Source organism: Pseudomonas putida (assembly GCF_001941965.1).
Taxonomy (GTDB): Bacteria; Pseudomonadota; Gammaproteobacteria; order Pseudomonadales; family Pseudomonadaceae; genus Aquipseudomonas; species Aquipseudomonas putida_L.
This window is the reverse complement of sequence record NZ_MKZO01000025.1, coordinates 227,981-252,302: the sequence shown is the minus strand read 5'-3', so window position 1 is coordinate 252,302 and position 24,322 is coordinate 227,981. Positions and strand designations below refer to the sequence as shown.

Annotated in this window: 24 protein-coding genes and 1 pseudogene; 13 read left to right on the top strand and 12 right to left on the bottom strand. The window is 63.2% G+C overall.

Annotated features, from left to right (window positions below):
* Positions 1-107 precede the first annotated feature (107 nt).
* On the top strand, positions 108-875 hold the full coding sequence (locus tag PSEMO_RS15520; RefSeq protein WP_075803870.1) for a hypothetical protein: 768 nt from the start codon (positions 108-110) through the stop codon (positions 873-875).
* Between the two features lie 92 nt (positions 876-967).
* Here PSEMO_RS15520 and PSEMO_RS15515 read toward each other — a convergent pair whose 3' ends face one another.
* Together PSEMO_RS15515 and PSEMO_RS15510 are read right to left on the bottom strand one after the other, a co-directional pair.
* The gene (locus PSEMO_RS15515; protein WP_075803869.1) at positions 968-1,456 is read right to left on the bottom strand and encodes a GAF domain-containing protein; all 489 of its coding nucleotides are present in this window, start codon (positions 1,454-1,456) and stop codon (positions 968-970) included.
* A complete protein-coding gene (locus PSEMO_RS15510) occupies positions 1,453-2,343 on the bottom strand; it encodes an ATP-binding protein (RefSeq protein WP_075803992.1) in 891 nt (296 codons plus the stop codon). Before PSEMO_RS15510 ends, PSEMO_RS15515 begins: the two co-directional genes overlap by 4 nt.
* 123 nt (positions 2,344-2,466) lie before the next feature.
* Between PSEMO_RS15510 and PSEMO_RS15505 the strand changes: the two genes are divergently transcribed.
* On the top strand, positions 2,467-4,785 hold the full coding sequence (locus PSEMO_RS15505) for a hybrid sensor histidine kinase/response regulator (protein ID WP_075803868.1): 2,319 nt from the start codon (positions 2,467-2,469) through the stop codon (positions 4,783-4,785).
* On the opposite strand, the gene PSEMO_RS15500 is transcribed toward PSEMO_RS15505, so the two are convergent.
* Positions 4,778-5,257, bottom strand: a complete 480-nt coding sequence (locus PSEMO_RS15500; protein WP_075803867.1) for a glutathione peroxidase — start codon at positions 5,255-5,257, stop codon at positions 4,778-4,780. The genes PSEMO_RS15505 and PSEMO_RS15500 overlap by 8 nt on opposite strands.
* Positions 5,258-5,289: 32 nt before the next feature.
* A complete protein-coding gene (gene msrB / locus PSEMO_RS15495; protein WP_075803866.1) occupies positions 5,290-5,682 on the bottom strand; it encodes a peptide-methionine (R)-S-oxide reductase MsrB in 393 nt (130 codons plus the stop codon).
* 167 nt (positions 5,683-5,849) lie between these two features.
* On the opposite strand from msrB, the gene PSEMO_RS15490 reads away from it, so the two are divergent.
* The gene (locus tag PSEMO_RS15490; protein WP_075803865.1) at positions 5,850-7,061 is read left to right on the top strand and encodes a pyridoxal phosphate-dependent aminotransferase; all 1,212 of its coding nucleotides are present in this window, start codon (positions 5,850-5,852) and stop codon (positions 7,059-7,061) included.
* A gap of 212 nt (positions 7,062-7,273) precedes the next feature.
* On the top strand, positions 7,274-8,161 hold the full coding sequence (gene htpX / locus PSEMO_RS15485; protein ID WP_075803864.1) for a protease HtpX: 888 nt from the start codon (positions 7,274-7,276) through the stop codon (positions 8,159-8,161).
* A gap of 144 nt (positions 8,162-8,305) precedes the next feature.
* Here htpX and PSEMO_RS15480 read toward each other — a convergent pair whose 3' ends face one another.
* Positions 8,306-8,959, bottom strand: a complete 654-nt coding sequence (locus tag PSEMO_RS15480; protein ID WP_075803991.1) for a thiopurine S-methyltransferase — start codon at positions 8,957-8,959, stop codon at positions 8,306-8,308.
* A gap of 104 nt (positions 8,960-9,063) precedes the next feature.
* Here PSEMO_RS15480 and PSEMO_RS15475 point away from each other — a divergent pair, with 104 nt between their 5' ends.
* Positions 9,064-9,831 carry a DODA-type extradiol aromatic ring-opening family dioxygenase gene (locus PSEMO_RS15475; RefSeq protein ID WP_075803863.1) on the top strand — a complete coding sequence of 256 codons (768 nt, stop codon included), beginning with the start codon at positions 9,064-9,066 and terminating at the stop codon, positions 9,829-9,831.
* Positions 9,832-9,964: 133 nt separating this feature from the next.
* Here the strand turns inward: PSEMO_RS15475 and PSEMO_RS15470 are convergent.
* Both PSEMO_RS15470 and PSEMO_RS15465 read right to left on the bottom strand, forming a co-directional pair.
* Positions 9,965-11,669, bottom strand: a pseudogene (locus PSEMO_RS15470) (DEAD/DEAH box helicase).
* A 322-nt stretch (positions 11,670-11,991) separates the two neighbouring features.
* A complete protein-coding gene (locus PSEMO_RS15465; protein ID WP_075803861.1) occupies positions 11,992-12,744 on the bottom strand; it encodes a spermidine synthase in 753 nt (250 codons plus the stop codon).
* Positions 12,745-12,884: 140 nt separating this feature from the next.
* On the opposite strand from PSEMO_RS15465, the gene PSEMO_RS15460 reads away from it, so the two are divergent.
* A complete protein-coding gene (locus PSEMO_RS15460) occupies positions 12,885-14,231 on the top strand; it encodes a class II 3-deoxy-7-phosphoheptulonate synthase (protein ID WP_075803860.1) in 1,347 nt (448 codons plus the stop codon).
* A 132-nt stretch (positions 14,232-14,363) separates the two neighbouring features.
* Here PSEMO_RS15460 and PSEMO_RS15455 read toward each other — a convergent pair whose 3' ends face one another.
* Positions 14,364-15,113 carry a sulfite exporter TauE/SafE family protein gene (locus PSEMO_RS15455; RefSeq protein WP_075803859.1) on the bottom strand — a complete coding sequence of 250 codons (750 nt, stop codon included), beginning with the start codon at positions 15,111-15,113 and terminating at the stop codon, positions 14,364-14,366.
* A 111-nt stretch (positions 15,114-15,224) separates the two neighbouring features.
* On the opposite strand from PSEMO_RS15455, the gene PSEMO_RS15450 reads away from it, so the two are divergent.
* From PSEMO_RS15450 to PSEMO_RS15440, 3 genes are all read left to right on the top strand, one after another.
* Positions 15,225-16,187: a LysR family transcriptional regulator gene (locus PSEMO_RS15450; RefSeq protein ID WP_075803858.1), complete on the top strand. Its 963-nt coding sequence runs from the start codon at positions 15,225-15,227 to the stop codon at positions 16,185-16,187.
* Positions 16,188-16,234: 47 nt separating this feature from the next.
* Positions 16,235-16,696: a MarR family winged helix-turn-helix transcriptional regulator gene (locus tag PSEMO_RS15445; RefSeq protein WP_075803857.1), complete on the top strand. Its 462-nt coding sequence runs from the start codon at positions 16,235-16,237 to the stop codon at positions 16,694-16,696.
* A 172-nt stretch (positions 16,697-16,868) separates the two neighbouring features.
* Positions 16,869-17,288 (top strand): organic hydroperoxide resistance protein, encoded by a 420-nt coding sequence (locus PSEMO_RS15440; protein WP_075803856.1) that lies wholly within the window; start codon positions 16,869-16,871, stop codon positions 17,286-17,288.
* Between the two features lie 143 nt (positions 17,289-17,431).
* Here PSEMO_RS15440 and efp read toward each other — a convergent pair whose 3' ends face one another.
* Together efp and earP are read right to left on the bottom strand one after the other, a co-directional pair.
* Positions 17,432-18,001 carry an elongation factor P gene (efp, locus tag PSEMO_RS15435; protein WP_008092676.1) on the bottom strand — a complete coding sequence of 190 codons (570 nt, stop codon included), beginning with the start codon at positions 17,999-18,001 and terminating at the stop codon, positions 17,432-17,434.
* Between the two features lie 48 nt (positions 18,002-18,049).
* On the bottom strand, positions 18,050-19,168 hold the full coding sequence (gene earP / locus PSEMO_RS15430; protein WP_075803855.1) for an elongation factor P maturation arginine rhamnosyltransferase EarP: 1,119 nt from the start codon (positions 19,166-19,168) through the stop codon (positions 18,050-18,052).
* A gap of 112 nt (positions 19,169-19,280) precedes the next feature.
* On the opposite strand from earP, the gene PSEMO_RS15425 reads away from it, so the two are divergent.
* Together PSEMO_RS15425 and PSEMO_RS15420 are read left to right on the top strand one after the other, a co-directional pair.
* A complete protein-coding gene (locus PSEMO_RS15425) occupies positions 19,281-19,709 on the top strand; it encodes a hypothetical protein (protein WP_075803854.1) in 429 nt (142 codons plus the stop codon).
* Complete coding sequence (locus tag PSEMO_RS15420) at positions 19,687-20,193, top strand: GreA/GreB family elongation factor (protein ID WP_075803853.1); 507 nt, start codon at positions 19,687-19,689, stop codon at positions 20,191-20,193. The genes PSEMO_RS15425 and PSEMO_RS15420 overlap by 23 nt, the downstream gene beginning before the upstream one ends.
* 132 nt (positions 20,194-20,325) lie before the next feature.
* Here the strand turns inward: PSEMO_RS15420 and PSEMO_RS15415 are convergent, their stop codons facing one another.
* Positions 20,326-21,252, bottom strand: a complete 927-nt coding sequence (locus PSEMO_RS15415) for a LysR family transcriptional regulator (RefSeq protein WP_075803852.1) — start codon at positions 21,250-21,252, stop codon at positions 20,326-20,328.
* Between the two features lie 124 nt (positions 21,253-21,376).
* On the opposite strand from PSEMO_RS15415, the gene PSEMO_RS15410 reads away from it, so the two are divergent.
* Positions 21,377-22,126: a 3-oxoacyl-ACP reductase family protein gene (locus PSEMO_RS15410; RefSeq protein ID WP_075803851.1), complete on the top strand. Its 750-nt coding sequence runs from the start codon at positions 21,377-21,379 to the stop codon at positions 22,124-22,126.
* Between the two features lie 3 nt (positions 22,127-22,129).
* Here PSEMO_RS15410 and PSEMO_RS15405 read toward each other — a convergent pair whose 3' ends face one another.
* Entirely contained in the window at positions 22,130-23,008 is an 879-nt protein-coding gene (locus PSEMO_RS15405; RefSeq protein ID WP_075803850.1) for a LysR family transcriptional regulator, read from the bottom strand.
* Positions 23,009-23,104: 96 nt separating this feature from the next.
* Here PSEMO_RS15405 and PSEMO_RS15400 point away from each other — a divergent pair, with 96 nt between their 5' ends.
* Positions 23,105-24,292 (top strand): MFS transporter, encoded by a 1,188-nt coding sequence (locus PSEMO_RS15400; protein ID WP_075803849.1) that lies wholly within the window; start codon positions 23,105-23,107, stop codon positions 24,290-24,292.
* Positions 24,293-24,322: the final 30 nt, after the last annotated feature.

Sequence of the window (24,322 nt, the reverse complement as noted above, 5' to 3'; positions counted from 1 at the left end):
CGGCAAATTGCCATCAATCCCCTGCCGGCTTCTGCCAAACTGCTCTATCCGGGCAAATGGGAAGCCACTACACTCAATCGGTATACCTGACTGACGAGGCGTGAACGGTGACACCACTAATGATTACCCTGCTTATAGTGGCGGGTATCGCCTTGCTGATCGTGATCGGCTACCTGAACAATGTGGTCGAGAACAACAAGCTGGAGCGCGCGCGCCTGAAGGTCGAGCTGGCCGACCGCCTGCGTCGCGTGGGCGAGATCACCGAAACCTTCCCCGGCCAGTTGATGAACCCGGCCCTCAAGCTGCTGCTGACCCGCCTCGAACTCAACCTCAACCAGCGCCAGTTGGCCCTGGACAAGAGCAACGATGCCATCCGCGCACGCATCGGCGAACTGGACACCCTGATCGCCCAGGGCGAATCGCTGCCGGTGACCAACCCGCCCTCGCCGATCCAGACCGAAGCCAAGGCCAAGGACATCCGTTTCCTCCTGGAGGCGCTGCACAGCCAGGTGGTGCGTGCCTGCCAGGAAGGTTTCCTGGCCACCAACGAAGCCAAGTACTGGGTCAAGGAAATCCGCCACATCCTCGTGGTGCTGCATATCGAGTTCTTCAATAACCTCGGCCAGGCGGCCCTGCAACAGAACCAGCCGGGGCATGCCCGCCTGGCCTTCGAGCGCGGCGTGCAGTACCTGCGCAAGCAACCGGAGCCCGCGCAGTATCGCGAGCAGCTGGAATATATGGAGAAGATGCTGAACCGGGCCAACGCCATGGTCCTGGACACCATCGAACCCAGCGCCGACGACGTCAACGCCCTGACCGAGGGCTTGAAGTCGGACGAGGAAGAGAACTGGAAGAAGAAGGTCATCTACGACTGAACAACCAGCCACAAGCTTCGAGCCTCAAGCTGCAAGAAAGCCGTCCGCGGTAACCGGGCTTTTTCTTGCAGCTTGAAGCTTATGGCTTGCCGCTAGAAGTTGCAGTCAGTCGCCTGCAGGAAAATCTCCACCAGGCGCTCCAGCCCCACCTGATCCGCCACAGCGAAGCGCGCCAGCTTCGGGCTGTCCAGATCCAGTACACCAATCAACCGGCCTTCCTTGACCAGCGGAATCACCAACTCGCTGTTGGAAGCGCTGTCGCAGGCGATATGCCCGGGGAATGCATGCACATCCTCGACACGCTGGGTCTCCAGGCTCGCCGCCGCCGCGCCGCACACGCCACGCCCGAAGGCGATGCGCACGCAGGCCACCTGGCCCTGGAACGGACCCAGGACCAGCTCGCCATCGCGGTTGAGATAGAAACCTGCCCAGTTCAAGTCCTCGACCTGGCTATAGAGGAAGGCAGAAAACTGCGCGGCGTTGGCAATGAAATCACGCTCACCGGAAAGCAGGGCCTCCAGTTGCGCCGCCAGCAGCGCGTAACCACCCAGGCCGGCGCCCGCCGCATTCAAATCGATCATCTATGTTGCTCCAGCAGTTTGAGTCCGACCCAGTAGCGGGCGAACTGATAGGCACAACGGCCATTACGGTTGTCGCGGCCGGTTGCCCAGCGGATCGCGGCCTTGTCCAGTTCTTCGTCGCGCGCCCAGGCCAGCCCCGGGCCCTTGGCCAACTGGCTGATCCAGTGCTCGACGACATCGAGGAAATGCTCCTGGCTGAACGGGTAGAACGACAGCCACAAGCCGAAACGGTCGGACAGGGCAATCTTGTCCTCCACGGCTTCGTTGGGATGCAACTCGCCGTCGACCATCTTCCAGTTTTCGTTGTCGCTTTGCTTTTCCGGCACCAGATGGCGGCGGTTCGAGGTGGCGTACAACAACACGTTGTCCGGCGCCTGCTCCAGGGAACCGTCGAGCACGCTCTTCAGTACCCGGTAATCGCCCTCCCCGGCTTCAAAGGAAAGGTCATCGCAGAACAGCACGAAGCGCTGCGGCAACTTGTGCAGTTGCTCGACCACCCGCGGCAGGTCGGCCAGGTGATCGCGCTCGATCTCGATCAGGCGCAGGCCGGCGCCGGCGTACTCGGCAAGCAAGGCGCGCACCAGCGACGATTTGCCGGTGCCCCGGGAACCCCACAGCAACGCGTGGTTGGCCGGCATGCCATCGAGGAACTGACGGGTATTGCGGCCCAACTGGTCACGCTGCTGATCCACCCCGATCAGGTCGGACAGGCGAATGTCCAGGCTCACGTCCAGCGGCAGGAGAAAACCGCTACGCCCGTCACGCTGCCAGCGCGCAGCCAGGCACGTGCTCCAGTCGATCTCCGGGCGAGACATCGGCAACAGGGGTTCGAGACGCGCCAGGACACTTTCGGCGCGATCGAGAAACGCATTCAAACGAGAGTCCACGAAGAATTCCTCGGTCAGATCAGTCAATAACGAGTGAACTGAATGTGTGACAGTACATGCCAGCAGCCGGGGTTGATCGGCTATGCTTGCGCAGCGCATGGAATGTGGAACTGGCTCGGGACCATGGATATCAAGTTCACCAATCGCCTGTCGTACAAGCAAGCCCGGTTGACCGTCCTCGTCGGCTTCATCCTGGGAACCTTGCTCAGTCTCATCCAGATAGGCATCGATTATGCCAGCGAAGACGCTTCCATCAACCGCGAGATGCAGGCCCTGCTGGATATCAGCCACAACACCGCATCGCGTATCGCCTATAACATCGACGCCGAACTGGCCCAGGAGCTGACCCTCGGCCTGCTGCAGTCCCCGGCGATCATTCGCGCCCGCCTGATCGATAACAACGACACGGTCCTCGCCGATATGCAGCGCCCCCGCGAGGAAAGCGCCTACCGGGCGATCAGCGACTTCCTGTTCGGCAACACCCGGGAATTCCGCAATCGCCTGTTTCTCAGCCACATGCCCAGCGAGTACCTGGGCACCCTGTACATCGACGTCGACACCTTCGCCTTCGGCAGCCGCTTCCTCAAGCGTGCGGAAGTCACCCTGCTCAACGGCTTCGTGCGCAGCCTGCTGCTGACCGGCCTTCTCCTGGCGCTGTTCTACATGATGCTGACCAAACCGCTGGTGCGGGTCATCAGCGCTCTGAGCCACAGCGACCCACAGAATGGCAAGCAAGGCAAACTGCCCTTTCCGGTCGGCCACGAACACGACGAAATCGGGGTACTGGTCAAGGTCGCCAACCAGCAGTTCGTCACCATGGCCACCGAGATCCAGCAACGGCGCACGGCAGAAAACCGCCTCACCGATTACCTCAACCAACTGGAAAACATCGTCTCGGCGCGCACCAACGAACTCAAGGCGAGCAACAATCGCCTCAGCCAGTCCAACCTCGAACTGGAAGACGCCCGCCGCCGCGCCCTCGACATGGCCCAGGCCCGCGCCGCCTTTCTGGCCAACATGAGCCACGAGATCCGCACCCCGCTCAACGGCCTGCTGGGCATGATCGCCCTGTCGCTGGACAGCCCGCTGACCACCGAGCAGCGCCAGCAGCTGTCGATTGCCCACGATTCGGGCAAGGTTCTGGTGGAACTGCTCAACGATATCCTCGACCTGTCCAAGTTCGACGCCGGCCAGCTGGAGTTGGAACGCATTCCCTTCGACCTCGGCGCGCTGGTGGAGGACACCGCCAACCTGTTGTCGCAGAACACCGCGCCCAACGTCGAACTGACCTGCCTGATCGATCCGAAATTTCCCTACCTGGTTCTTGGCGACCCGACCCGGGTCCGGCAGATCGTCAGCAACCTGCTGTCCAATGCCCTCAAGTTCACCCGTTTCGGCCGTGTCGACGTGCGCCTGACCACGCAAAACGGTGGCGTGCGCATCGATGTCTGCGATACCGGCATCGGCATCGATGCAGAAGCCCAGACCCGTATCTTCCAGCCCTTCACCCAGGCTGCCGCCGGCATCACCCGGCAGTACGGTGGCACCGGCCTCGGCCTGACCCTGACCAACAACCTCTGCGAGGCCATGCACGGACGCCTGAGCATCAGTTCAGAGAGCGGCTTTGGCAGCCAATTCAGCGCCGAACTGCCGCTCCCCGCCCATACCGCGGCGATCATGCCGGACCCGCTGCGCGGCCAGGTGGTGGCCATCAGCAATGCCAAGAGCGGCCTGGCCGAGCTGTTGCAGACCCTGCTGCCCCGCTGGGGTCTGCACTACAAGCGCCTGGATAGCCACGATCAACTCGATGGCGACAGCCCCGACCTGCTGATCACCGATGACCTGGACTGCGTCCTGACCCTGCGCCCGGCGAGCAAGGCGCCGATCCTGCTGATTACCGCCTACGGTAACTTCCTTCCGGGCGAGCAGGCGGCGAGCCTGGCGCCGCTGCAGCAACAGGCCCGGCCGCTGGCGCGCAGCGCGCTGTACCAGGCCTTGCGCCGGGTGCTTGCACGGGTGGACGAAGGAGCGTCAGTGGAACAGACCGACAAACCGGCCAGTACCGGCCGGGGACGGATCCTGCTGGTCGAGGACAACCCGGTCAACCAACTGGTGGCCAAGGGCATGCTGGCCAAGCTCGGCTGCGAAGTGAGCGTTGCCGCCCATGGCGCCGAAGCCCTGGAGCAACTGGAGGGCGGCCCGTTCGATCTGGTCCTGATGGACTGCAACATGCCGGTGATGGACGGCTACGAAGCCAGCCGGCGCATCCGCCAGAGCGGACGCTGGCCGAACCTGCCGATCGTCGCCCTGACCGCCAATGCCATGCCCGAGGAGCGCGAACGCTGCCGCGCTGCGGGCATGAACGACTACCTGGCCAAACCGTTCCGGCGCGAGGAACTGGAGGCCCTGATCGACCACTGGGCCTCGCCGCCGATCACTTGAGCAGCGCTTCGATGCTGGCGCTCAGGGCATCCGGCTTGGTGGTGGGAGCATAACGGCTGACGCTGCCGGTCTTCGGGTCCAGCAGGAACTTGGTGAAGTTCCACTTGATCCCCTGGGAACCGAGCAGGCCCGGCGCACGCTTCTTCAGCTCGACGAACAGCGGGTGGGCGCCCGGGCCATTGACGTCGACCTTGCGGAACAGCGGAAAGCTGACGCCGAAGTTCAGCTCGCAGAACTGCGAAATGGCCTTTTCATCCCCCGGCTCCTGCTTGCCGAACTGGTTGCAGGGGAAGCCAAGGACCACCAGGCCACGCTCGCGATAATCCTGCCAGAGCTTTTCCAGCCCCTTGTACTGCGGGGTGAAGCCGCACTGGCTGGCGGTGTTGACGATCAGCACCGCCTTGGCCGGAAAGTCCGCGAGGGTCTTCTGTTCGCCCTTGATGGTGGTGCAGGGAATCTCCAGCAAAGCCATAGGCCACTCCTTGATTGTTGAGAACCCGCGCTTCAGCGCGGTTGCAGTTCCAGACAGACGGAATTGATGCAGTAGCGCAGGCCGGTCGGCGGCGGGCCATCGGGAAACACATGGCCCAGGTGCGCGTCGCAGCGCGAGCAGGTGACTTCGGTACGGATCATGCCGTGGGACGTGTCGCGGATCTCGATCATCGCGCTGTCCTCGATCGGCTCGTAGAAGCTCGGCCAGCCGCAGCCGGAGTCGAACTTGGCGCGGGAATCGAACAGCGGCGCCTGGCAGCAGATGCAATGGTAGACGCCATCGGTCTTGGTCGAATTGTACTTTCCGCTGAACGGGCGTTCAGTGCCCTTCAGGCGACAGACCTGGTACTGCGCGGGGTCGAGCATCGCACGCCATTCTTCTAGGGTATTCTCAATCTTTTCCATGGGCAGGCCTCGGCAAATAAAAAGCCCGTGCTGCTTCTTTTCGTCGGCACGGGCGAGACGTATTATTGCGCCTCAATTCAGACATCAGTCTGGCACCCGGGTTACCCGCTTTTCAAACCTTTTAAAGGCGCGGCAGGCGGCGATATCTTCATTATCGGGATCACATCATGCAGGTCAGCAAATCGAACAAGCTCGCCAATGTCTGCTATGACATTCGCGGCCCGGTGCTCAAGCACGCCAAACGCCTGGAGGAGGAAGGCCATCGCATCCTCAAGCTGAACATCGGCAACCCGGCGCCCTTTGGTTTCGAAGCGCCGGAAGAAATTCTCCAGGACGTGATCCGCAACCTGCCGACCGCCCAGGGCTACAGCGACTCCAAGGGCCTGTTCAGCGCGCGCAAGGCAGTCATGCAGTACTGCCAGCAGAAGCAGATCGAAGGCGTCGGCATCGAGGACATCTACCTCGGCAACGGCGTGTCCGAGCTGATCGTGATGTCGATGCAGGCCCTGCTCAACAACGGCGACGAAGTGCTGATCCCGGCTCCCGACTACCCGCTGTGGACCGCCGCCGTGAGCCTGGCCGGTGGCCGTCCGGTGCACTACCTGTGCGACGAGGGTGCCGACTGGTTCCCTGACCTGGAAGACATCAAGGCGAAGATCACCCCGAACACCAAGGCCCTGGTGATCATCAACCCGAACAACCCGACCGGCGCGGTGTACTCCCGCGAAGTCCTGCTGGGCATGCTCGAGCTGGCACGCCAGCACAACCTGGTGGTGTTCTCCGACGAGATCTACGACAAGATCCTCTACGACGAAGCCGTGCACGTCAGCACCGCTTCCCTGGCCCCCGACCTGCTGTGCCTGACCTTCAACGGCCTGTCCAAGTCGTACCGGGTCGCCGGCTTCCGTTCCGGCTGGCTGATCATCTCCGGGCCCAAGCAGCACGCCCAGAGCTACATCGAAGGCCTGGATATCCTGGCCAACATGCGCCTGTGCGCCAACGTGCCGTCGCAGCACGCGATCCAGACCGCCCTTGGCGGCTACCAGAGCATCAACGACCTGGTCCTGCCCGCCGGCCGCCTGCTGGAACAGCGCAACCGCACCTGGGAGCTGCTCAACGACATCCCCGGCGTCAGTTGTGTCAAGCCAATGGGTGCGCTCTATGCCTTCCCGCGGATCGACCCGAAGGTCTGCCCGATCTTCAACGACGAGAAATTCGTCCTTGATCTGCTGCTTTCGGAAAAACTGCTGGTCGTCCAGGGTACCGCCTTCAACTGGCCAAGCCCGGACCACTTCCGCGTGGTGACCTTGCCACGGGTCGATGACCTGGAGCAGGCCATCGGACGTATCGGAAATTTCCTGAAGTCCTATCGGCAGTAACCTACAGTCATACCCGTGTAGGAAAAACGCGGGTATCGACACTCCTCTCGTCAGATTTTTCCACCCGCGGCTCTGGGCCGCGGGTTGGATTGGCGTGCCCGACGGTCAGACGCGTACACAGTTTGAAATAGTCGATCAGTTGAATCACCGGGGCGCGCACCTTATATAGCCGCATACGCTACATATCCATCCGTCAGGAGAACGTAACAACCATGATGCGCATTTTGCTGTTTGTAGCCACCAACCTTGCGGTCGTGCTGGTTGCCAGCATCACCCTGAGCCTGTTCGGCTTCAACGGGATCATGGCGGCTAACGGGGTCGACCTGAAACTCGACTCGTTGCTGGTGTTCTGTGCCGTGTTCGGCTTCGCCGGCTCACTGATCTCGCTGTTCATCTCCAAGTGGATGGCGAAGATGAGCACTGGCACCCAGATCATCAGCCAGCCGCGTACCCGCCATGAGCAATGGCTGCTGCAGACCGTCGAGGAGCTGTCCCGCAACGCCGGCATCAAGATGCCGGAGGTGGGTATCTTCCCGGCCTACGAGGCCAACGCCTTCGCCACCGGCTGGAACCGCAACGATGCCCTGGTCGCGGTCAGCCAGGGCCTGCTGGAGCGGTTCTCGCCCGATGAAGTGCGTGCCGTGCTGGCCCACGAGATCGGCCACGTCGCCAACGGCGACATGGTCACCCTGGCGCTGGTCCAGGGCGTGGTGAACACCTTCGTGATGTTCTTCGCGCGGATCTTCGGTAACTTCGTCGACAAGGTGATCTTCAAGAACGAAGAAGGCCAGGGCATTGCCTACTACATCGCGACCATCATCGCCGAGCTGATCCTGGGCATCCTCGCCAGCATCATCGTCATGTGGTTCTCGCGCAAACGCGAATTCCGCGCCGACGACGCTGGTGCCCGCCTGGCCGGCACCGGGGCGATGATCAACGCGCTGCAGCGCTTGCGTTCGGAACAGGGCGTGCCAGTGCAGATGCCAAGCACCATGAGCGCCTTCGGCATCAACGGCGGCCTGAAGAACGGTCTGGCCGGCCTGCTGATGAGCCACCCGCCGCTGGAAGACCGCATCGAAGCCCTGCGTCGCCGCGGTTAAGCGATACCCGTAACAGGAAAAGCCCGCTTCGGCGGGCTTTTTCATGGCACACCGTCAACCTCTGTGGGAGCTGGCTTGCCAGCGATAGCTGTGGTGAATTCACCGCCGCAATCGCTGGCAAGCCAGCTCCCACAGGTTAGGCGTTCAGCTTCTGAGAATGTAGGCCCGTTCCAACAGGCTACCGACACCCGCCTGCACGAACTTCCAGCTCTCCCCAAGAATGTCCTGCACCGCCTCCTCACTCACCTGCCAGCGCCCGGCATACAGCGCCTGCACCTCAGCATCCGCCACCGAGAACGGCGGGCCGTCCAGCTTCGACTGGTCATAGTCCATGGTCACCAGCACGCCACGGCAGCCCTTGGGCAATATTGCCCCCAGGTGCGCCACGTAGCGCCGGCGCATCTCCGGCGGCAAGGCAATCAACGCCGCACGGTCGTACAGCCCCACGCAATCAGCTACATCCTCGGCAGTCAGCGCGAAGAAATCCCCGCACCAGATCTCCACACCCTCACTGCGATAGCAACTGAAAGCACCGTGCTGATAGCGCTCCGGCTGCACCTGCTGTTCGGCAAAGAAATCCTCCACCGCCCGCTGCGACAGTTCCACGCCCAGCACCCGCAGCCCCTGCCCCGCCAGCCAGGCCAGGTCCAGGCTCTTGCCGCACAGGGGCACCAGCACCCGGCTGCCAGCGTCGATCATCAGGGTTGGCCAATACCGCGCCAGATAAGGATTGACCTGGTCCTGGTGGAAACCGATCTGATTGCGCTCCCAGCGCTTGTGCCAAAAATCCGCTTGCATGCTGACCTCGAAGATTTCGATCAAATACTGCGAAAACTTATATTGGAATTAGATCAATGATCTGCCTGAAGATAGTGGCCATCATACCTCTCAGGACACTCAGCATGCTTCCCAGCCTGTTCATTTCCCATGGTTCACCCATGTTGGCCCTGGAACCGGGCGAAAGCGGTCCGGCCCTGGCACGGCTGGCCGCCAGCCTGCCGCGACCCAAGGCCATCGTCGTGGTCTCGGCCCACTGGGAAAGCCACGACCTGCGGGTCGCCAGCGCAGCGCACCCGGCCACCTGGCATGACTTTGGCGGCTTCCCGCCTGCGCTGTTCGCCGTGCAGTACCCGGCGCCCGGCGATCCGGCGCTGGCCGAGCGTGTGGCCGGGCTGCTCCAGGAGGCGGGCCTGCCCGCCGGGCTGGATCCGAAACGGCCGTTCGACCACGGCGCCTGGGTACCGCTGTCGCTGATGTATCCGCAGGCGGATATTCCGGTGGTCCAGGTCTCGCTGCCCAGCCGGCAGGGCCCCGCCTTGCAGGAACGAGTGGGACACGCCCTCGCTTCGCTGCGGGCTGACGGGATTCTGCTGATCGGTTCGGGGAGCATTACCCACAACCTCGGCGAGCTGGACTGGCGTGCGACCGACAACGGCTCGACGCCATGGGCCCTGGCCTTCCGGGACTGGATGGTGGAGAAGCTGGCGGCTGACGATAGTGCAGCGCTGTTGGACTACCGCAGGCAGGCACCGTTTGCGGTGCGCAATCATCCGAGTGATGAGCATCTGCTGCCGCTGTACTTTGCCCGGGGGGCCGGGGAGCGGTTCGGGATCGAGCACCAGGGGTTCACCCTGGGGGCGCTGGGGATGGATATCTACAGGTTCGACTGATGCTTTTCTGTGTTTCTGATGGCCTCATCGCCGGCTTCCACAGGGATCTGCGTCGCCGCAACCATTGTGGAAGCCATCCAGACAGGCAAAAAAAATCCCCGAACCAGTCGGGGATTTTTCATTCAGCCGAGGATCAATCCTCGCGATAACGGCGCAGCTTCAGCTGCTTGCCGGCAACGCGGGTGTCTTTGAGCTTGGCCAGCAGACGGTCCAGACCTTCTTCCGGCAGCTCAACGAGGCTGAAGCTGTCACGCACCTGGATGCGGCCGATGGCTTCGCGGGCCAGGCCGCCTTCGTTGAGGATGGCGCCCAGCAGGTTCTTCGCGGCGATACCGTCACGCGCGCCCAGCGCGGTACGGCAACGGGCACGACCTTCGCCCAACGGCATCGGTGCGCGACGCTCGCGCTCACCACCGCTACGCTCGGAACGCTCGCCACCGGTACGCTCACGCGGCGTGTAGGACGGCACCAGCGGTTGCTCTTTCTCCACGGCTTCCAGGGTCAGGGCCTGACCGTTGGTGGCCTTGCGCAGCAGGGCTGCGGCCAGGGCACGCGGGCTGCAACCGATATCGGCAGTCAGGCGGTCCAGCAGGTCGCCATGAGTAGCTTCGGCATCGGCAACCAGCGGCGCCAGGCTGTTGGTCAGTTTCTTGATGCGTGCATCGAGAACGGCCTGAGCGTTCGGCAGGCGAACTTCGGCAACCTTCTGCCCGGTCACACGCTCGATCACCTGCAGCATGCGGCGCTCACGCGGGGTGACCAGCAGCAGCGCACGACCTTCGCGACCGGCACGGCCGGTACGGCCGATACGGTGTACGTAGGACTCCGGATCGTACGGCATGTCGACGTTGAACACGTGGGTGATACGCGGTACGTCCAGACCACGGGCAGCGACGTCGGTAGCGACGACGATGTCCAGGCGACCGTCCTTGAGCGAGTCGATCACGCGCTCACGCTGGTTCTGGGCGATGTCGCCATTCAGCGCAGCGGCCTTGTAGCCTTTGGCTTCCAGGGCGCTGGCCAGGTCCAGGGTGGCCTGCTTGGTGCGCACGAAGGCGATCAGGGCGTCGAACTCTTCCACTTCCAGCAGACGCAGGACAGCGGAAACCTTCTGGTCGGCATGGACCATCAGGTGCGCTTGCTCGATGGCGGTCACGGTCTGGGTCTTGCTCTGGATCTTGACGTGCTTCGGCTCGCGCAGGTGGCGCTCGGCGATGGCACGGATCGATGCCGGCAGGGTGGCCGAGAACAGTACGGTCTGACGGCTTTCCGGCATGGCCTTGAAGATCACTTCGAGGTCATCCATGAAGCCCAGCTTGAGCATTTCGTCGGCTTCGTCGAGAACCAGGTGGTTCACGGTGGCCAGGACTTTCTCGTCGCGACGCAGGTGGTCGCACAGACGGCCAGGGGTTGCCACGACGATTTGCGCGCCGTTGCGGATGGCTTTCAGTTGTGGGCCCATCGGGGCACCACCGTATACAGCTACCACGGTTACACCCGGCATCTGCTTGGCGTAGGTTTCGAATGCGGTAGCGACTTGCAGCGCCAACTCACGGGTTGGCGCCAGGATCAGGGCTTGCGGCTCGCGCTTGCTCGGGTCGATGCGGTTCAGGATGGGCAGGGCGAAGGCGGCGGTTTTACCGGTACCGGTCTGCGCCTGACCGATCATGTCATGACCGGCGAGAATGATCGGGATCGATTGTTGCTGAATGGCGGACGGCTCTTCGTAGCCGGTAGCCAGAACGGCAGCAACAATACTTGGATGAAGATCGAGAGCGGCGAAGCCGCCGGTTTCCTGGGTCATGGGTCTGCCTCTAAGTGCATCCGCAAAGACCCATGCTCCAAAGCTGCGCATGCCTTGTAAGACCCGAAGGTCACCCTGGCAGCTTTGTCGGCGGGGATTTGCGAAAACGATTGAAGATAAAGAAAAGAACGTCCCGGAAGCGTCCGCGAAGCGGACACGCAGCCGAAGTTGACTTCGGAGCACTGCCTTGAACGAGGTCCGTTAAAAGACCGGCGCGCACTATACCTGAATTCGTTCGTTCGGTGAGAGGTTTTTTTCGGAAAACGACAAGCGCAAGCCTTGGAACGACAAGCCCTGCCGATCTCCAAGGCCCCCAGGTTGCCTGACACGGGGGCTTGCTCGCTGAAACGATTTACTCAGGACGCCGGGCGGATCACCTCGATCAGGTATTGCAAGGAGTAACCCAGGCGCGGCGCCAGGGCTTCGGCACGGGCGCGCAGCCCGGCTTCGTCGAGGGTCTGGTCGAGGTCGGCGGGCACCAGCAGGATCACGTTGCCCTCCTTCACCGGCAGTTCCCAGTAGTGCCGGGAATACAGGCCGCGCAGCAAGGCCGCGCCCAGCGGTCGGCCATCGTCGCCGGCCCACTGGTTGATCACCAGCCAGCCGCCGGGATTCAGGCGCTTCTGGCAGTCTTCGAGGAAACCCCAGGCCAGATGACCGACGCCCGGACCGTGGTCGGTATACAGGTCGACGAAGATCAGGTCCGCCGGCTCGGCGCTGGGCAGCAGTTCCAGGGCATCGCCGACGCGGATGTAGAGGCGTGGATCGTCGTCCAGGCCGAGATACTCGATGGCCAGGCGCGGCACGTCCGGGCGCAGTTCGATGGCCTCGACGTCGTCCAGCGGCAGGAATTTCAGGCAGGCCTGGGTCAGGGTGCCGGCACCGAGGCCGAGAAACAGCGCGCTTTCCGGCTGTTCATGGCACAGCGCGCCGACCAGCATGGCGCGGGTGTAGTCGTACTCCAGCCAGCTCGGATCGGCGGTGAACACGCAGCTCTGCTCGATGGCCTCGCCGAACTCCAGGAAGCGGTAGTCCTCGACCTCGTACACGCTGATGGTGCCGAACTGGTCGTGCACCTGCGCCAGCAGCCGCTCTTCCCGCTCTGTCATGCTGTCTCCCGGCAACCCTGTGTGCCCCAAGCAAAAGCCGGCATTGTCCGTCAATGCGCGCAGTGCAACAAGGCGTGTCCCGGGTGATAGCATGGCAGGCATGCATTTTTGCCTCAGCCAATAAAACAACCGAGCCTGTGATGAGCCAACCCTGGAGTCCCGAAAGCTGGCGCGCCCTGCCGATCCAGCAACAACCCGTCTACCCCGACGCCGCCCACCTGCTCAAGGTCGAACAGACCCTGGCCAGCTACCCGCCGCTGGTGTTCGCCGGGGAAGCCCGCGAGCTGCGCCGGCAGTTCGCCGAGGTGACCCAGGGCCGTGCCTTCCTGCTCCAGGGTGGCGACTGCGCGGAAAGCTTCGCCGAGTTCTCCGCCGCGAAGATCCGCGACACCTTCAAGGTCCTGCTGCAGATGGCGATCGTCATGACTTTCGCCGCCGGCTGCCCGGTGGTGAAGGTCGGGCGCATGGCCGGGCAGTTCGCCAAGCCGCGCTCCTCCGGTGATGAAACCATCGGCGGCGTGACCCTGCCGGCCTACCGCGGCGACATCGTCAACGGCATCGGCTTCGACGAAAAAAGCCGCGTGCCGGACCCGGAGCGCCTGCTGCAGTCCTACCACCAGGCCACTGCCACCCTCAACCTGCTGCGCGCCTTCGCCCAGGGCGGTTTCGCCGACCTGCACCAGGTGCACAAGTGGAACCTGGACTTCATCGCCAACTCGGCCCTGGCCGAAAAATACAGCCAGCTCGCCGACCGCATCGACGAGACCCTGTCCTTCATGCGCGCCTGCGGCCTGGACACCGCACCGCAACTGCGCGAGACCAGCTTCTTCACGGCCCACGAAGCACTGCTGCTTAATTACGAGCAGGCCTTCGTGCGCCAGGACAGCCTGACCGGCGACTGGTTCGACTGCTCGGCACACATGCTCTGGATCGGCGACCGGACCCGTCAGCTGGACGGCGCCCATGTCGAATTCCTGCGTGGGGTAAACAACCCGATCGGGGTCAAGGTCGGCCCGAGCATGAACACCGAGGAGCTGATCCGCCTGATCGATATTCTCAACCCGGCCAACGACCCGGGGCGCCTCAACCTGATCGTGCGCATGGGTGCGGAGAAAGTCGGTGATCATCTGCCCAACCTGATCCGCAGCGTCGAGCGCGAAGGCCGCCAGGTGCTGTGGAGCTCGGACCCGATGCACGGCAACACCATCAAGGCCAGTAGCGGCTACAAGACCCGGGATTTCGCGCAGATCCTCAGCGAGGTGAAGCAGTTCTTCCAGGTGCACCAGGCCGAAGGGACCCATGCCGGCGGGATTCATATCGAGATGACCGGGCAGAATGTCACCGAGTGCATCGGTGGCGCGCGGCCGATTACCGAGGATGGCTTGTCCGATCGGTATCACACGCACTGTGATCCGCGGATGAATGCCGATCAGTCGCTAGAGCTGGCGTTTCTGATTGCCGAGACCCTAAAGCAGGTTCGCCGCTGAATACACCTGTGGGAGCTGGCTTGCCAGCGATTTGGCCGGCAATGACAAAAATGACAAAGATGTTGTCAGGTCTGGCCTCATCGCTGGCAAGCCAGCTCCCACAGGGTTTTGTGTTGTTCCGTGGATTTGGGTCTAGATTTTGAAGCCGAGCATCAGCGCGCAGACCACCAGGAATCCACAGAACAGCGAGCGCAGCATCTTCTCCGGCATCGCATGCGCCAGCTTCACCCCCCAACTGATGCTGAGCAGGCCACCTACCGCCAGCGGGATACCCATGGTCCATTCCACATGCTGGTGGAAACCGTAGGTCGCCAGAGTCACCGCCGTACTCGGCAAGGCCAGGGCCAGCGAAAGGCCTTGTGCGACCACCTGGGTCGTGCCGAACACACTGGTCAGCACCGGCGTCGCCACCACCGCGCCACCAACGCCGAACAAGCCCCCCATCACCCCGGAAAAACTGCCCAGCACACCCAGCCACGGCCAGGGATGACGCAGTTCACTGGAAGGCGGCGAAGTCTTCATGAACATCCTCACCACGTTCCAGGCCGCCAGGGCCACGAGAAACGCGACGAAACCAATGCGCATCGCCCGCGCATCCACACCCACGGCCCACAGCGAACCGAGCCAGGCGAAGACGAAACCGGCCGCCGCCAACGGCAACGCATGCCGCGCCTCGATGCGGTTGCGCTGGTGATAACGCCACAGCGCCAGCATCACGTTGGGCACCACCATGACCAGCGCCGTCCCCTGGGCCAGTTGCTGATCCAGGCCGAACAGCACCCCCAGCGCCGGAATCGCGATCAGGCCGCCACCAATGCCGAACAGACCACCCACGGTGCCCAGGGCCGCGCCCAGGACGATATACATCAACCACTCGATCATGCCGGCCTCACCCGCTATTCAATGGCAAGCATGCTACCGATGTGCGCCTAGCGGGGAAACGCATAGCAACGCACAATGGCTGTGCCAATTCCGCACAAGCAAACGATCACCATGAACCCCGATGCCCTGACCGAACAGCTCACGCTGTTTCTCGATGTCCTCGAAACCGGTAGCTTTTCCGCCGCCTCGCGGCGCCATCCGTTGACGCCGTCGGCGGTGGCGCGGCGCATCGACAACCTGGAGAACGCGGTAGGCAGCCGCCTTTTCGTTCGTAGTACCCATGCCGTACGCTCGACTCCGGCCGGCAACGCCTTTGCCGAGCGGGCCCGGCGGATCGTCGAGGAGCTGCGCCTGGCCCGGGCCGAAGCAGTCTCACTGAGCAACGCGCCGGAAGGCCTGATCCGCATCGATGCACCAGCGGCCTTCGGTCGACGTCACCTGGCGCCGGCCATCGCCGATTTCCTCGTCGCCTACCCCGGGCTCGATGTGCAACTGCGCCTGATCGACAGCTTCGTCGACATGCACGGCTCGCACCTTGGCGAGGTGGACCTGGTGCTGCGCGCCGGCCCGCTTGTCGATACCCGACTGGTGGCCACCCCGCTGGCCTATATGGTGCGCATCGCCTGTGCCAGCCCTGCTTACCTGCGCCAGCGCGGTGTGCCGGCGAGCCCGGCCGAGTTGACCGAACACGACGGCCTGGACTGGGATGGCCTGGCCCCGCCCTTCGCCTGGCGCTTCGAATTGGAAGGACAGATGCGCCTGTTCCGCCCATCGCGGATGCGCATGACCGCCAACAACGCCGAAACCCTGCTGTTCGGCGCGCTCGCCGGCCTGGGCATCGCCCACCTGCCGACCTGGCTGATCAGCGAGTATCTGCTGCGTGGCGATTTGCTTCCGCTGTTCTGCGAAAACGGCCTGCCCGCTACCGAGACCAGTAGGGTCTATGCGCTTCGTCTTGAACATGAAACGAACTCTCGCAGCCGTTTGCTGCTCGAATTCCTCAAGAGCCGTTTTAGCCCGGTGCCGCCCTGGGATCTCGCGCTGCAAAGCGAACTAAGCTGGCGATCGCGCTAAAAACTTGCGTGCTAACATTCAAGGGCCAGACGATTACAAGGATCTGCATGAACGCCGATACCCAAGCTCCCGACCGTTGCGACGAACTGCTCCTGGATAACCAGGTGTGCTTTGCCCTGCATTCCACTTCGCTGCTGATGACCAAGGTCTACAAGCCCTTGCTGCAGGCTCTCGGGCTGACTTATCCACAGTACCTGGCGATGCTCGTGCTGTGGGAAGAGGACGCCCTGACCGTCGGCGAAATCAGCCAGCGCCTGCTCACCGATCCGGGTTCCCTCACCCCGCTGCTCAAGCGCCTGGAGGCCGAAGGCCTGCTCAAGCGCACCCGCAGCCGCGAGGATGAGCGGGTGGTGATCGTCGAACTCACCGAGGCCGGACGTGAACTGCAGCAGCAGGCACGCAAGGTTCCGCATTGCATTCTCGGCGCCAGCGGCCAGTCGATGGAGCAACTGCAGAGGCTCCAGGCGCAATTACTGGCGTTGCGCGAACAACTGCAAAAGAGCCTCTGATGGCTCTGCGACGGGGCTTTTGAGGCAAGCGCCTGCCCTGTCGCCTGGCCTGACCGGAAAAAGTCATAAAATTTATCTTGCGCACTAAATATTTGTGAACTAACTTAATCCTCGTACCCAGATGGCACCCTTCTCCGGTGCCAAACACTTATCAAGGTTCGAGGACATTTCCATGAAAGCGCTCTACACCGCACACGTAACCTCCACTGGTGGCCGCGATGGTCGTGCCGTTTCCAACGACGGCATCCTCGACGTGAAACTGGCCACCCCGAAAGAACTCGGCGGTGCCGGCGGCGCGGCGACCAACCCGGAACAACTGTTCGCCGCCGGCTACTCGGCCTGCTTCATCGGCGCCCTGAAATTCGTTGCCGGCCAGAGCAAACGCCAGTTGCCTGCGCAAACCGCGATCACCGCCGAAGTCGGCATCGGCCAGATCGAGGGCGGCTTCGGTCTCGATATCGACCTGCGCATCAGCCTGCCGGGCCTCGAACAAGCCGACGCCCAGGCCCTGGTCGACGCCGCGCACAAGGTCTGCCCGTACTCCAACGCCACCCGCGGCAACGTCGATGTACGCCTGCACGTAAGCGTTTGATGAAGCGAGCTGTAAGCTTCAAGCCGTAAGCTGCAAGAAACAGCGGTCCGCGCCGCTCTTGCTTGAGGCTTAAAGCTTGAGGCTTGGAGCTCAGAAATGAAAAAACCCGGCCGAGGCCGGGTTTTTCGTGGACGCCAGGAAGATTACTTCTTGGAACGGCCCTTGAAGCTGTTGTCGCGAGTGTCGATGTCGATCCACTCGTCGATCTGGATGAAGTCGGCAACCTGGATCTCGGTACCGTTCTTCAGTTTGGCAGGCTTCATGACCTTGCCGGAGGTGTCGCCACGAGCAGCGTTCTCGGTGTAGACGACCTGACGGCTGATGGTGGTCGGCAGCTCTACGGAAACCAGGCGGCCTTCGAAGAAGACGGCTTCGCAGATGTCTTCCATGCCTTCTTCGATGTACGGCAGAACGGCGTCGATGTCTTCGGCGTTCAGTTCGTACATGGTGTAGTCGGAAGTGTCCATGAAGGTGTACGAGTCACCGCTGATGAACGACAGGGTCGCTTCTTTGCGATCCAGGATCACGTCGTCCAGCTTGTCGTCCGCACCGTATACGGTTTCGGTCTTGTAGCCGGTCAGCAGGTTCTTCAGCTTGGTCTTCATGATCGCGCTGTTACGGCCCGATTTGGTGAACTCAGCTTTCTGAACCAGCCACGGGTCGTTGTCGATACGCAGTACGGTACCGGGTTTCAGCTCTTTACCAGTTTTCATTACGAAGTATCCGAATCTGGATGGATTTATAAAAATCGAGGCCGCGTATCATATCCAATTTCGGTAAAACTGTACCAGCGCCTTGGCAAGGTCCGGCCGAGCGGCCTGCTCCGCGCACCAGCCACGGGCGTGCACGGCCAGTTCATGCCAGTGCGGCAGCAGCTGTTTCCACGCCTCGCCCATGTCCCGATCCATGTTCCAGGCCCGCCACAATTCCACCAGCGCTGCCGCGGCGGCAGGCGCCAGGCCCTGGGTGTAGCGGTCGAGGAACGCTTCGAGCTTTTCCCAGTGGGCGTACTCCTCCTGCACATAGATATGCCAGAGCAGCGGCTGGCCGGCCCATTGCGCGCGGACGAAGGAGTCTTCGCCACGCACCGCGTTGAAATCGCAGCTCCACAGCAGGCGGTCGTAATCGTCCTGGCTGACGAAGGGCAGGATCTGCACGGTCAGGGCGCCGCGCCTGTGGATATCTCCGACAGCGAGGTTATCCACAGCCAGCCAGGCTTTTACATCGCCGAGTACCCGCCCTTCCGGGACCAGCACATGGTTGGGCCGGGCGTCTTCGGCGAGGGCATCGAACCAGCTGGCAAGTCCGGGATTTTCATAGGCAAACAGGGAAATCAGCCGAGCCTCGGGCTGAGGATGGATCTGCAGACCATTCAGAAATGCCTGACGATCAAAGGCGCCGCGCCGCTCCAGCAATCCCGATTCGCGCAGCAAACCACCGGTGCGTTCGGTGAAGCCGGGGAAGAAGAACACCTTGCGCAACCCGTTGGCCTGCGGCGACGGCAGGCCATGGCAACCTTCGACCCAGTCCTCGGCGCTGAGGTAATCCAGGTTCAGCCACAGGGCCGGGGCGGTGCGTTCGGCCATCGCCTCGACATAGGCCGCCGGCAACTGGCAGGCGAAGGCGCCGATCACCACGTCGGCTACCGCCACCGGTTGCCACTCTGCCAACCAGCGGCGTACCTCGACGCCATCGCGGACCTGGCACAGTGCCTCGCCGTCCGCCTCCGGACACAGACGTACGAAGGCCTTTGGCTCATCGACCCACAGGCGCACCGCCAGCCCGTGCTCGGCCACCAGTTGCCGGGCCAGGCGCCAGGTCACGCCGATATCACCGTAGTTGTCGACGACGCAGCAGAAGATATCCCAGGTCGGTTTCATGGCAGGCCCTCTTGCGCCGCGAACAAATAATCGTCGATTGTCCGGGTTATCGGGCCCTGAAAAAAGATCCGTCGTGCGACAATCCCGTCCCTGTCCTGGCCAGGAGGCTGTCATGTCCTACCGAACCCGTCCTCGTACCTTCAAGATTTCTCCGAAAATCCTGCCGCTGGCCCTGGGTGTCGCCCTCGGACTGTGGCTGGGTTTCATCGCCATCGGCCTGACCCTCTGGGGTGTCTGGCAGTTCGTGCCCGAGGTGCGCGAACCGGTGACGGCGGTGATCAGCCAGCCGCTGACGCCCCCTGCCCCGCCGCAACCACCCGCAGCACGGCGCCCGGGTGCGCAGGAACAGTCGCCGGAGCAGAACCACATGTTCGAGCAGTACCAGCAATCCTTGCAGACACAGCAGATCGAGGATGCCGTCGAGAGCGCGGAGAGAAACCCGCGCAACCTGTCCAACCCCAAATGCCAGTTCTGGCTGCAACAGAACCGCACTGCACCTACCGAGAAAAGCCGGGCCAATGTCCTTGAATTCTGCCGCTGAACCGAACAAGCACGAGCTGCTGCAGGCCATCGTCGAGCGCCTGGGCATCGACCTGGACATGATCCAGCGTGCCGCGCAAACCGCGTATGAAGCGGCCACCGCGGAAGAGAACATCGCCGAGAACAAGTACGACACCCTGAGCCTGGAAGCGTCCTACCTGGCCACCGGACAGGCCCGGCGCATGGAAGAGATTCGTCAGGCGCGGGCGGCTTATCAGCAGTTGGTCGTGCGTGAGTACGACGCCGAACGCGGCATCCAGGTGAGCAACCTGGTGTTGCTGGAGGATCAGGACGGGCGCCGGCAGTGGCTGTTTCTCGGGCCCGAGGCGGCCGGGTTGAAGATTGGCGAGGGGGATGGGCTGGTGACGGTGATTACCCCGAGATCGCCGCTGGGGCAGCAACTGTTGGGCAAGTTTGAGGACGATGAGCTGGATTTGGTGGTGGGTAATGGGCGGCAGGTGTTGGCCGTTATTTCTGTGAGATAGAGGTTGTTCTTCCGGGCCTAATCGCTGGCAAGCCAGCTCCCACAGGTACAGCAGTGCTCTCAAGAACAGTGGTGAACCTGTGGGAGCTGGCTTGCCAGCGATTAGGCCCGAGAGAGCAAAGCAAATTCCGGATCAGCCCAACGCATCAAACCGCCCCGCCAACCCCTGCTCCAGAAACTTCTCCCTCACGAAATCCACGAACACCCGGGTCTTCCCCGGCAGCAGCTTGTGCTGCGCGTAGTACAACGAGATATTCCCGTCATCCACATACCAGTCCGGCAACACCCGCACCAGGCTGCCGCGCTGCAGATACGGCACGGCAAACGGCATGCTCACCAACGCCACCCCCAGGCCCTGCTCCGCCGCCGCACAGGCCGCTTCGGAATCGGTCATGGTCATGCGCTGACGCAAACTCAAGGGACTCTGCTCCTGCCAGCGGCTGGTCAACGGCCACGAACGCACCCGCCCGGTCTGCGGCGAGCGGATCAGTATCCCGTCCGCCCTGGCCAGGTCCTCCGGCGTGCGCACCTCGCCGCAGCGCGCCAGATACCCGGTCGACGCCACCAGGATCCGGTGCGCCGGCGCCAGCTTGCGTGCCACCACCCCGGGCGGCAGGTCGAAACCACCGCCGATGGCCGCATCGAACCCCTGGGCAATCAGATCCACCTGACGGTTATCGAAGTGCCAGTCCGGCGTGATCGCCGGATAACGCCCCAGGAATTCTCCCAACAGCGGCAGGATGTAGAGCCGCCCGAACACCGTCCCCATGCTGACCTTCAAGGTCCCCGCCGGCTGCCCTTCGGCGCTGGCCAGGTTGTTCACCGCATGCTGGATGGTCTGGAAACTGTCCCGCACTTCGGCAAGAAAACGCTGCCCGGCCTCGGTCAGGGTCAGACTTCTGGTACTACGCTGGAACAACCGCACGCCCAGGCGCGCCTCCAGACCGGCGACATTCTTGCCCACCGCAGCCGGGGTAAGGCTCAGGCGCCGTGCGGCTTCAGCGAAGCTGCCGACCTCGGCGCTACGGATAAAACACTCGATGCTGCTGAAGCTTTCCATCGGGGATTCCATACCAAAGGTTTATTAAGACTATAGCGATTACCGGCTTATCGGGCGCTAATCCCAGGCAGATACTCGGTTCCATTCACAAGGCATCCAGCCTTGTTCTTTCGGAGCATCAAGCATGTCGACTCAACACAACCTCAGCGGCAAAGTGGCACTGGTCCAGGGCGGCTCACGCGGTATCGGCGCGGCCATCGTCAAGCGTCTGGCCGAACAGGGTGCGGCAGTGGCCTTCACCTACGTCAGCTCGCAGGCCGTTGCCGAACAGCTGCAGGACGAGATCCGCCAGAACGGCGGCAAGGCCCTGGCCCTCAAGGCCGACAGCGCCGACGCGGCCGCCGTGCAGCAAGCGGTGGACCTGACCGCCGAACACTTCGGCCGCCTCGATATCCTGGTCAACAACGCCGGCGTGCTGGCCATCGGCGATATCGCCGAGTTCAGCCTCGACGACTTCGACCGTACCCTGGCGGTCAACGTGCGCAGCGTCTTCGTCGCCAGCCAGGCCGCGCTCCGGCATATGGGCCAGGGCGGGCGGATCATCAATATCGGCAGCACCAACGCCGAACGCATGCCCTTCGCCGGTGGCGCCACCTATGCCATGAGCAAGTCGGCGCTGGTCGGCCTGACCCGTGGCCTGGCCCGCGATCTCGGCCCACGCGGCATCACCATCAACAACGTGCAGCCCGGCCCGGTGGACACCGACATGAACCCCGCCGACAGCGAATTCGCCGACAGCCTGATGGGCTTGATGGCGGTCGGGCGCTACGGGCATGTGGAAGAGATCGCCAGCTTCGTCGCCTACCTGGCCGGCCCGGAATCCGCTTACATCACCGGCGCCAGCCTGACCATCGACGGCGGTTTCGCCGCCTGATGTTCACCGCGCCGCCAGATGCCGTTCCAGCAACTGGATAAAGGCACTGGCGGCCGGGGTCGGGGTTTTCGACCAGATGGCATACACATGACGCACCGGCGCATCGCTGATCGGCAGCACCTTCACCCGCTGGAAACCGGCGGCCACCCGCTCGGCCACCAGCCCCAGGGCCAGACCGCGCTGGACGAACTTCTCGATCAGGTTGGTGGTGCCCACTTCGAACTGCACCCGGTGGCGCAGACCGGCGGTGGCGAAGGCTTCATCGGTCTGCCGACGCGCCCCGGTGCCGGCCTGGAAGTCCACCAGCGGCTGGTCCTCCAGTTGCGCCAACGACAGGCGCCTGTGGATAACCAGCGGATGCTCCCGCGGCAACACCGCCACCAGCTCCTCCTTGGCCAGCAGGCGATGCTCGACCCCCTCCAGCGACTCTCCCGGCCAGACCCCGATAAACGCCACATCCAGGCGCCGCTCGCGGACATCGCCGATCATCAGCTCGCTCTTGCCCATCAGCCAGCGGATATCCACCTTGGGGTATTCACGGTGAAAGCCGGCCAGCAGGTCGACCAGGTCCAGCTCGGTCAGCGAACTGATCTCGCCGATGGACAGGCGCCCGCGGACTTCACCGGTGGCCGCAGCCACCTCGTCGGCGATCCGCCGCGCTGCATCCAGGGCGATACGGGCATTGGGTACGAAGGCTTCGCCGGCGGTGGTCAGGCGGACCCAACGCGAACTGCGCTCGAACAACTGGGTGCCCAACTGTTCTTCCAACCGGGCGATCTGATGACTCAGCGCCGACTGCACGACATGGCAACGCTGCGCTGCCTTGGTGAAGCTGCCGGTTTCGGCGACGGCCAGGGCGTATTCGATCTGCTTGAGGTTCATTTATCCATCTGCTTTCGAGATTGATCCGATGAAAACTATGCGTTGGCGTCATGCTAGTCGATTTCCGATACTGTCGGCTCTTGAAAGGAGACACCCATGAGTTCCACACCTGCCCTGAGCCGCGCCCTGATCCTGCTGATGGCCACCGCCACCGGCCTGGCGGTGGCCAGCAACTATTACGCGCAACCGCTGCTGCACAGCATCGCCGAGCATTTCGGCCTGAGCACCGCCAGCGCCGGCTGGATCGTTATCGCCGCGCAACTCAGCTACGGCGCCGGCCTGTTCCTGCTGGCGCCGCTGGGCGATCTGTTCGAGCAGCGCCGCCTGATCGTCAGCATGATCAGCATCGCCACCGTCGGCCTGTTGATCAGCGCCTTCTCCCCCAGCCTGCCGTGGTTGCTGCTGGGCACCACCCTGACCGGCCTGTTCTCGGTGGTGGCCCAGGTCCTGGTGCCGATGGCCGCCGGACTCAGCGACCCAAGCGAACGCGGCCGGGTGGTCGGCACCCTGATGGGCGGCCTGCTGCTGGGCATTCTCCTGGCCCGTACCGCCGCCGGCTTCATGGCCAGCCTCGGCGACTGGCGCAGCATCTATATGCTCGCCGCCGCACTCATGGCCCTCAGCGCCATCGCCCTGTACCGCGCCCTGCCCCAGCGCCACCAACATGCCGGGCTGGCCTATCCGGCGCTGATCGGCTCGGTGTTCCGCCTGTTCGCCGACGAGCCGGTGCTGCGTCTTCGCTCGTTGCTCGGGGCGATTTCCTTCTGCCTGTTCGCCCTGTTCTGGACACCCCTGGCGTTTCTGCTGAAGGCCGAGCCCTACCAATATTCTGATGGCGTGATCGGACTGTTCGGACTGGCCGGTGCCGCCGGTGCCCTGGCCGCCAACTGGGGCGGGCGCCTGGCCGACAAGGGCAAGGGCGCGCAAGGCACAACGGTCGGCTTGTTGGTGCAGTTGCTGTCCTGGGTGCCACTGGCCTTCGCCCCGACCTCGCTGGCAGCGTTGCTGGCCGGCGTGCTGCTGCTTGACCTGGCGGTGCAACTGGTCCACGTCAGCAACCAGAACGCGGTGATCGCCCTGCGCCCGGAAGCGCGCAACCGCCTGAACGCCGGCTATATCACCTGCTATTTCATTGGCGGCGCCACAGGTTCGCTGCTCGGTACCCAACTGTTCCAGGCCTGGGGCTGGAACGCCATCGTCATCGCCGGGCTGGGCATCGGTGTCGCCGGCCTGCTGATCTGGTGGCTGGCCGGCAGGAAAGTGATGCAGGTCAGAACCGTCTGACGGACGTCCTACCCTCCGTCGCCTGGCGAT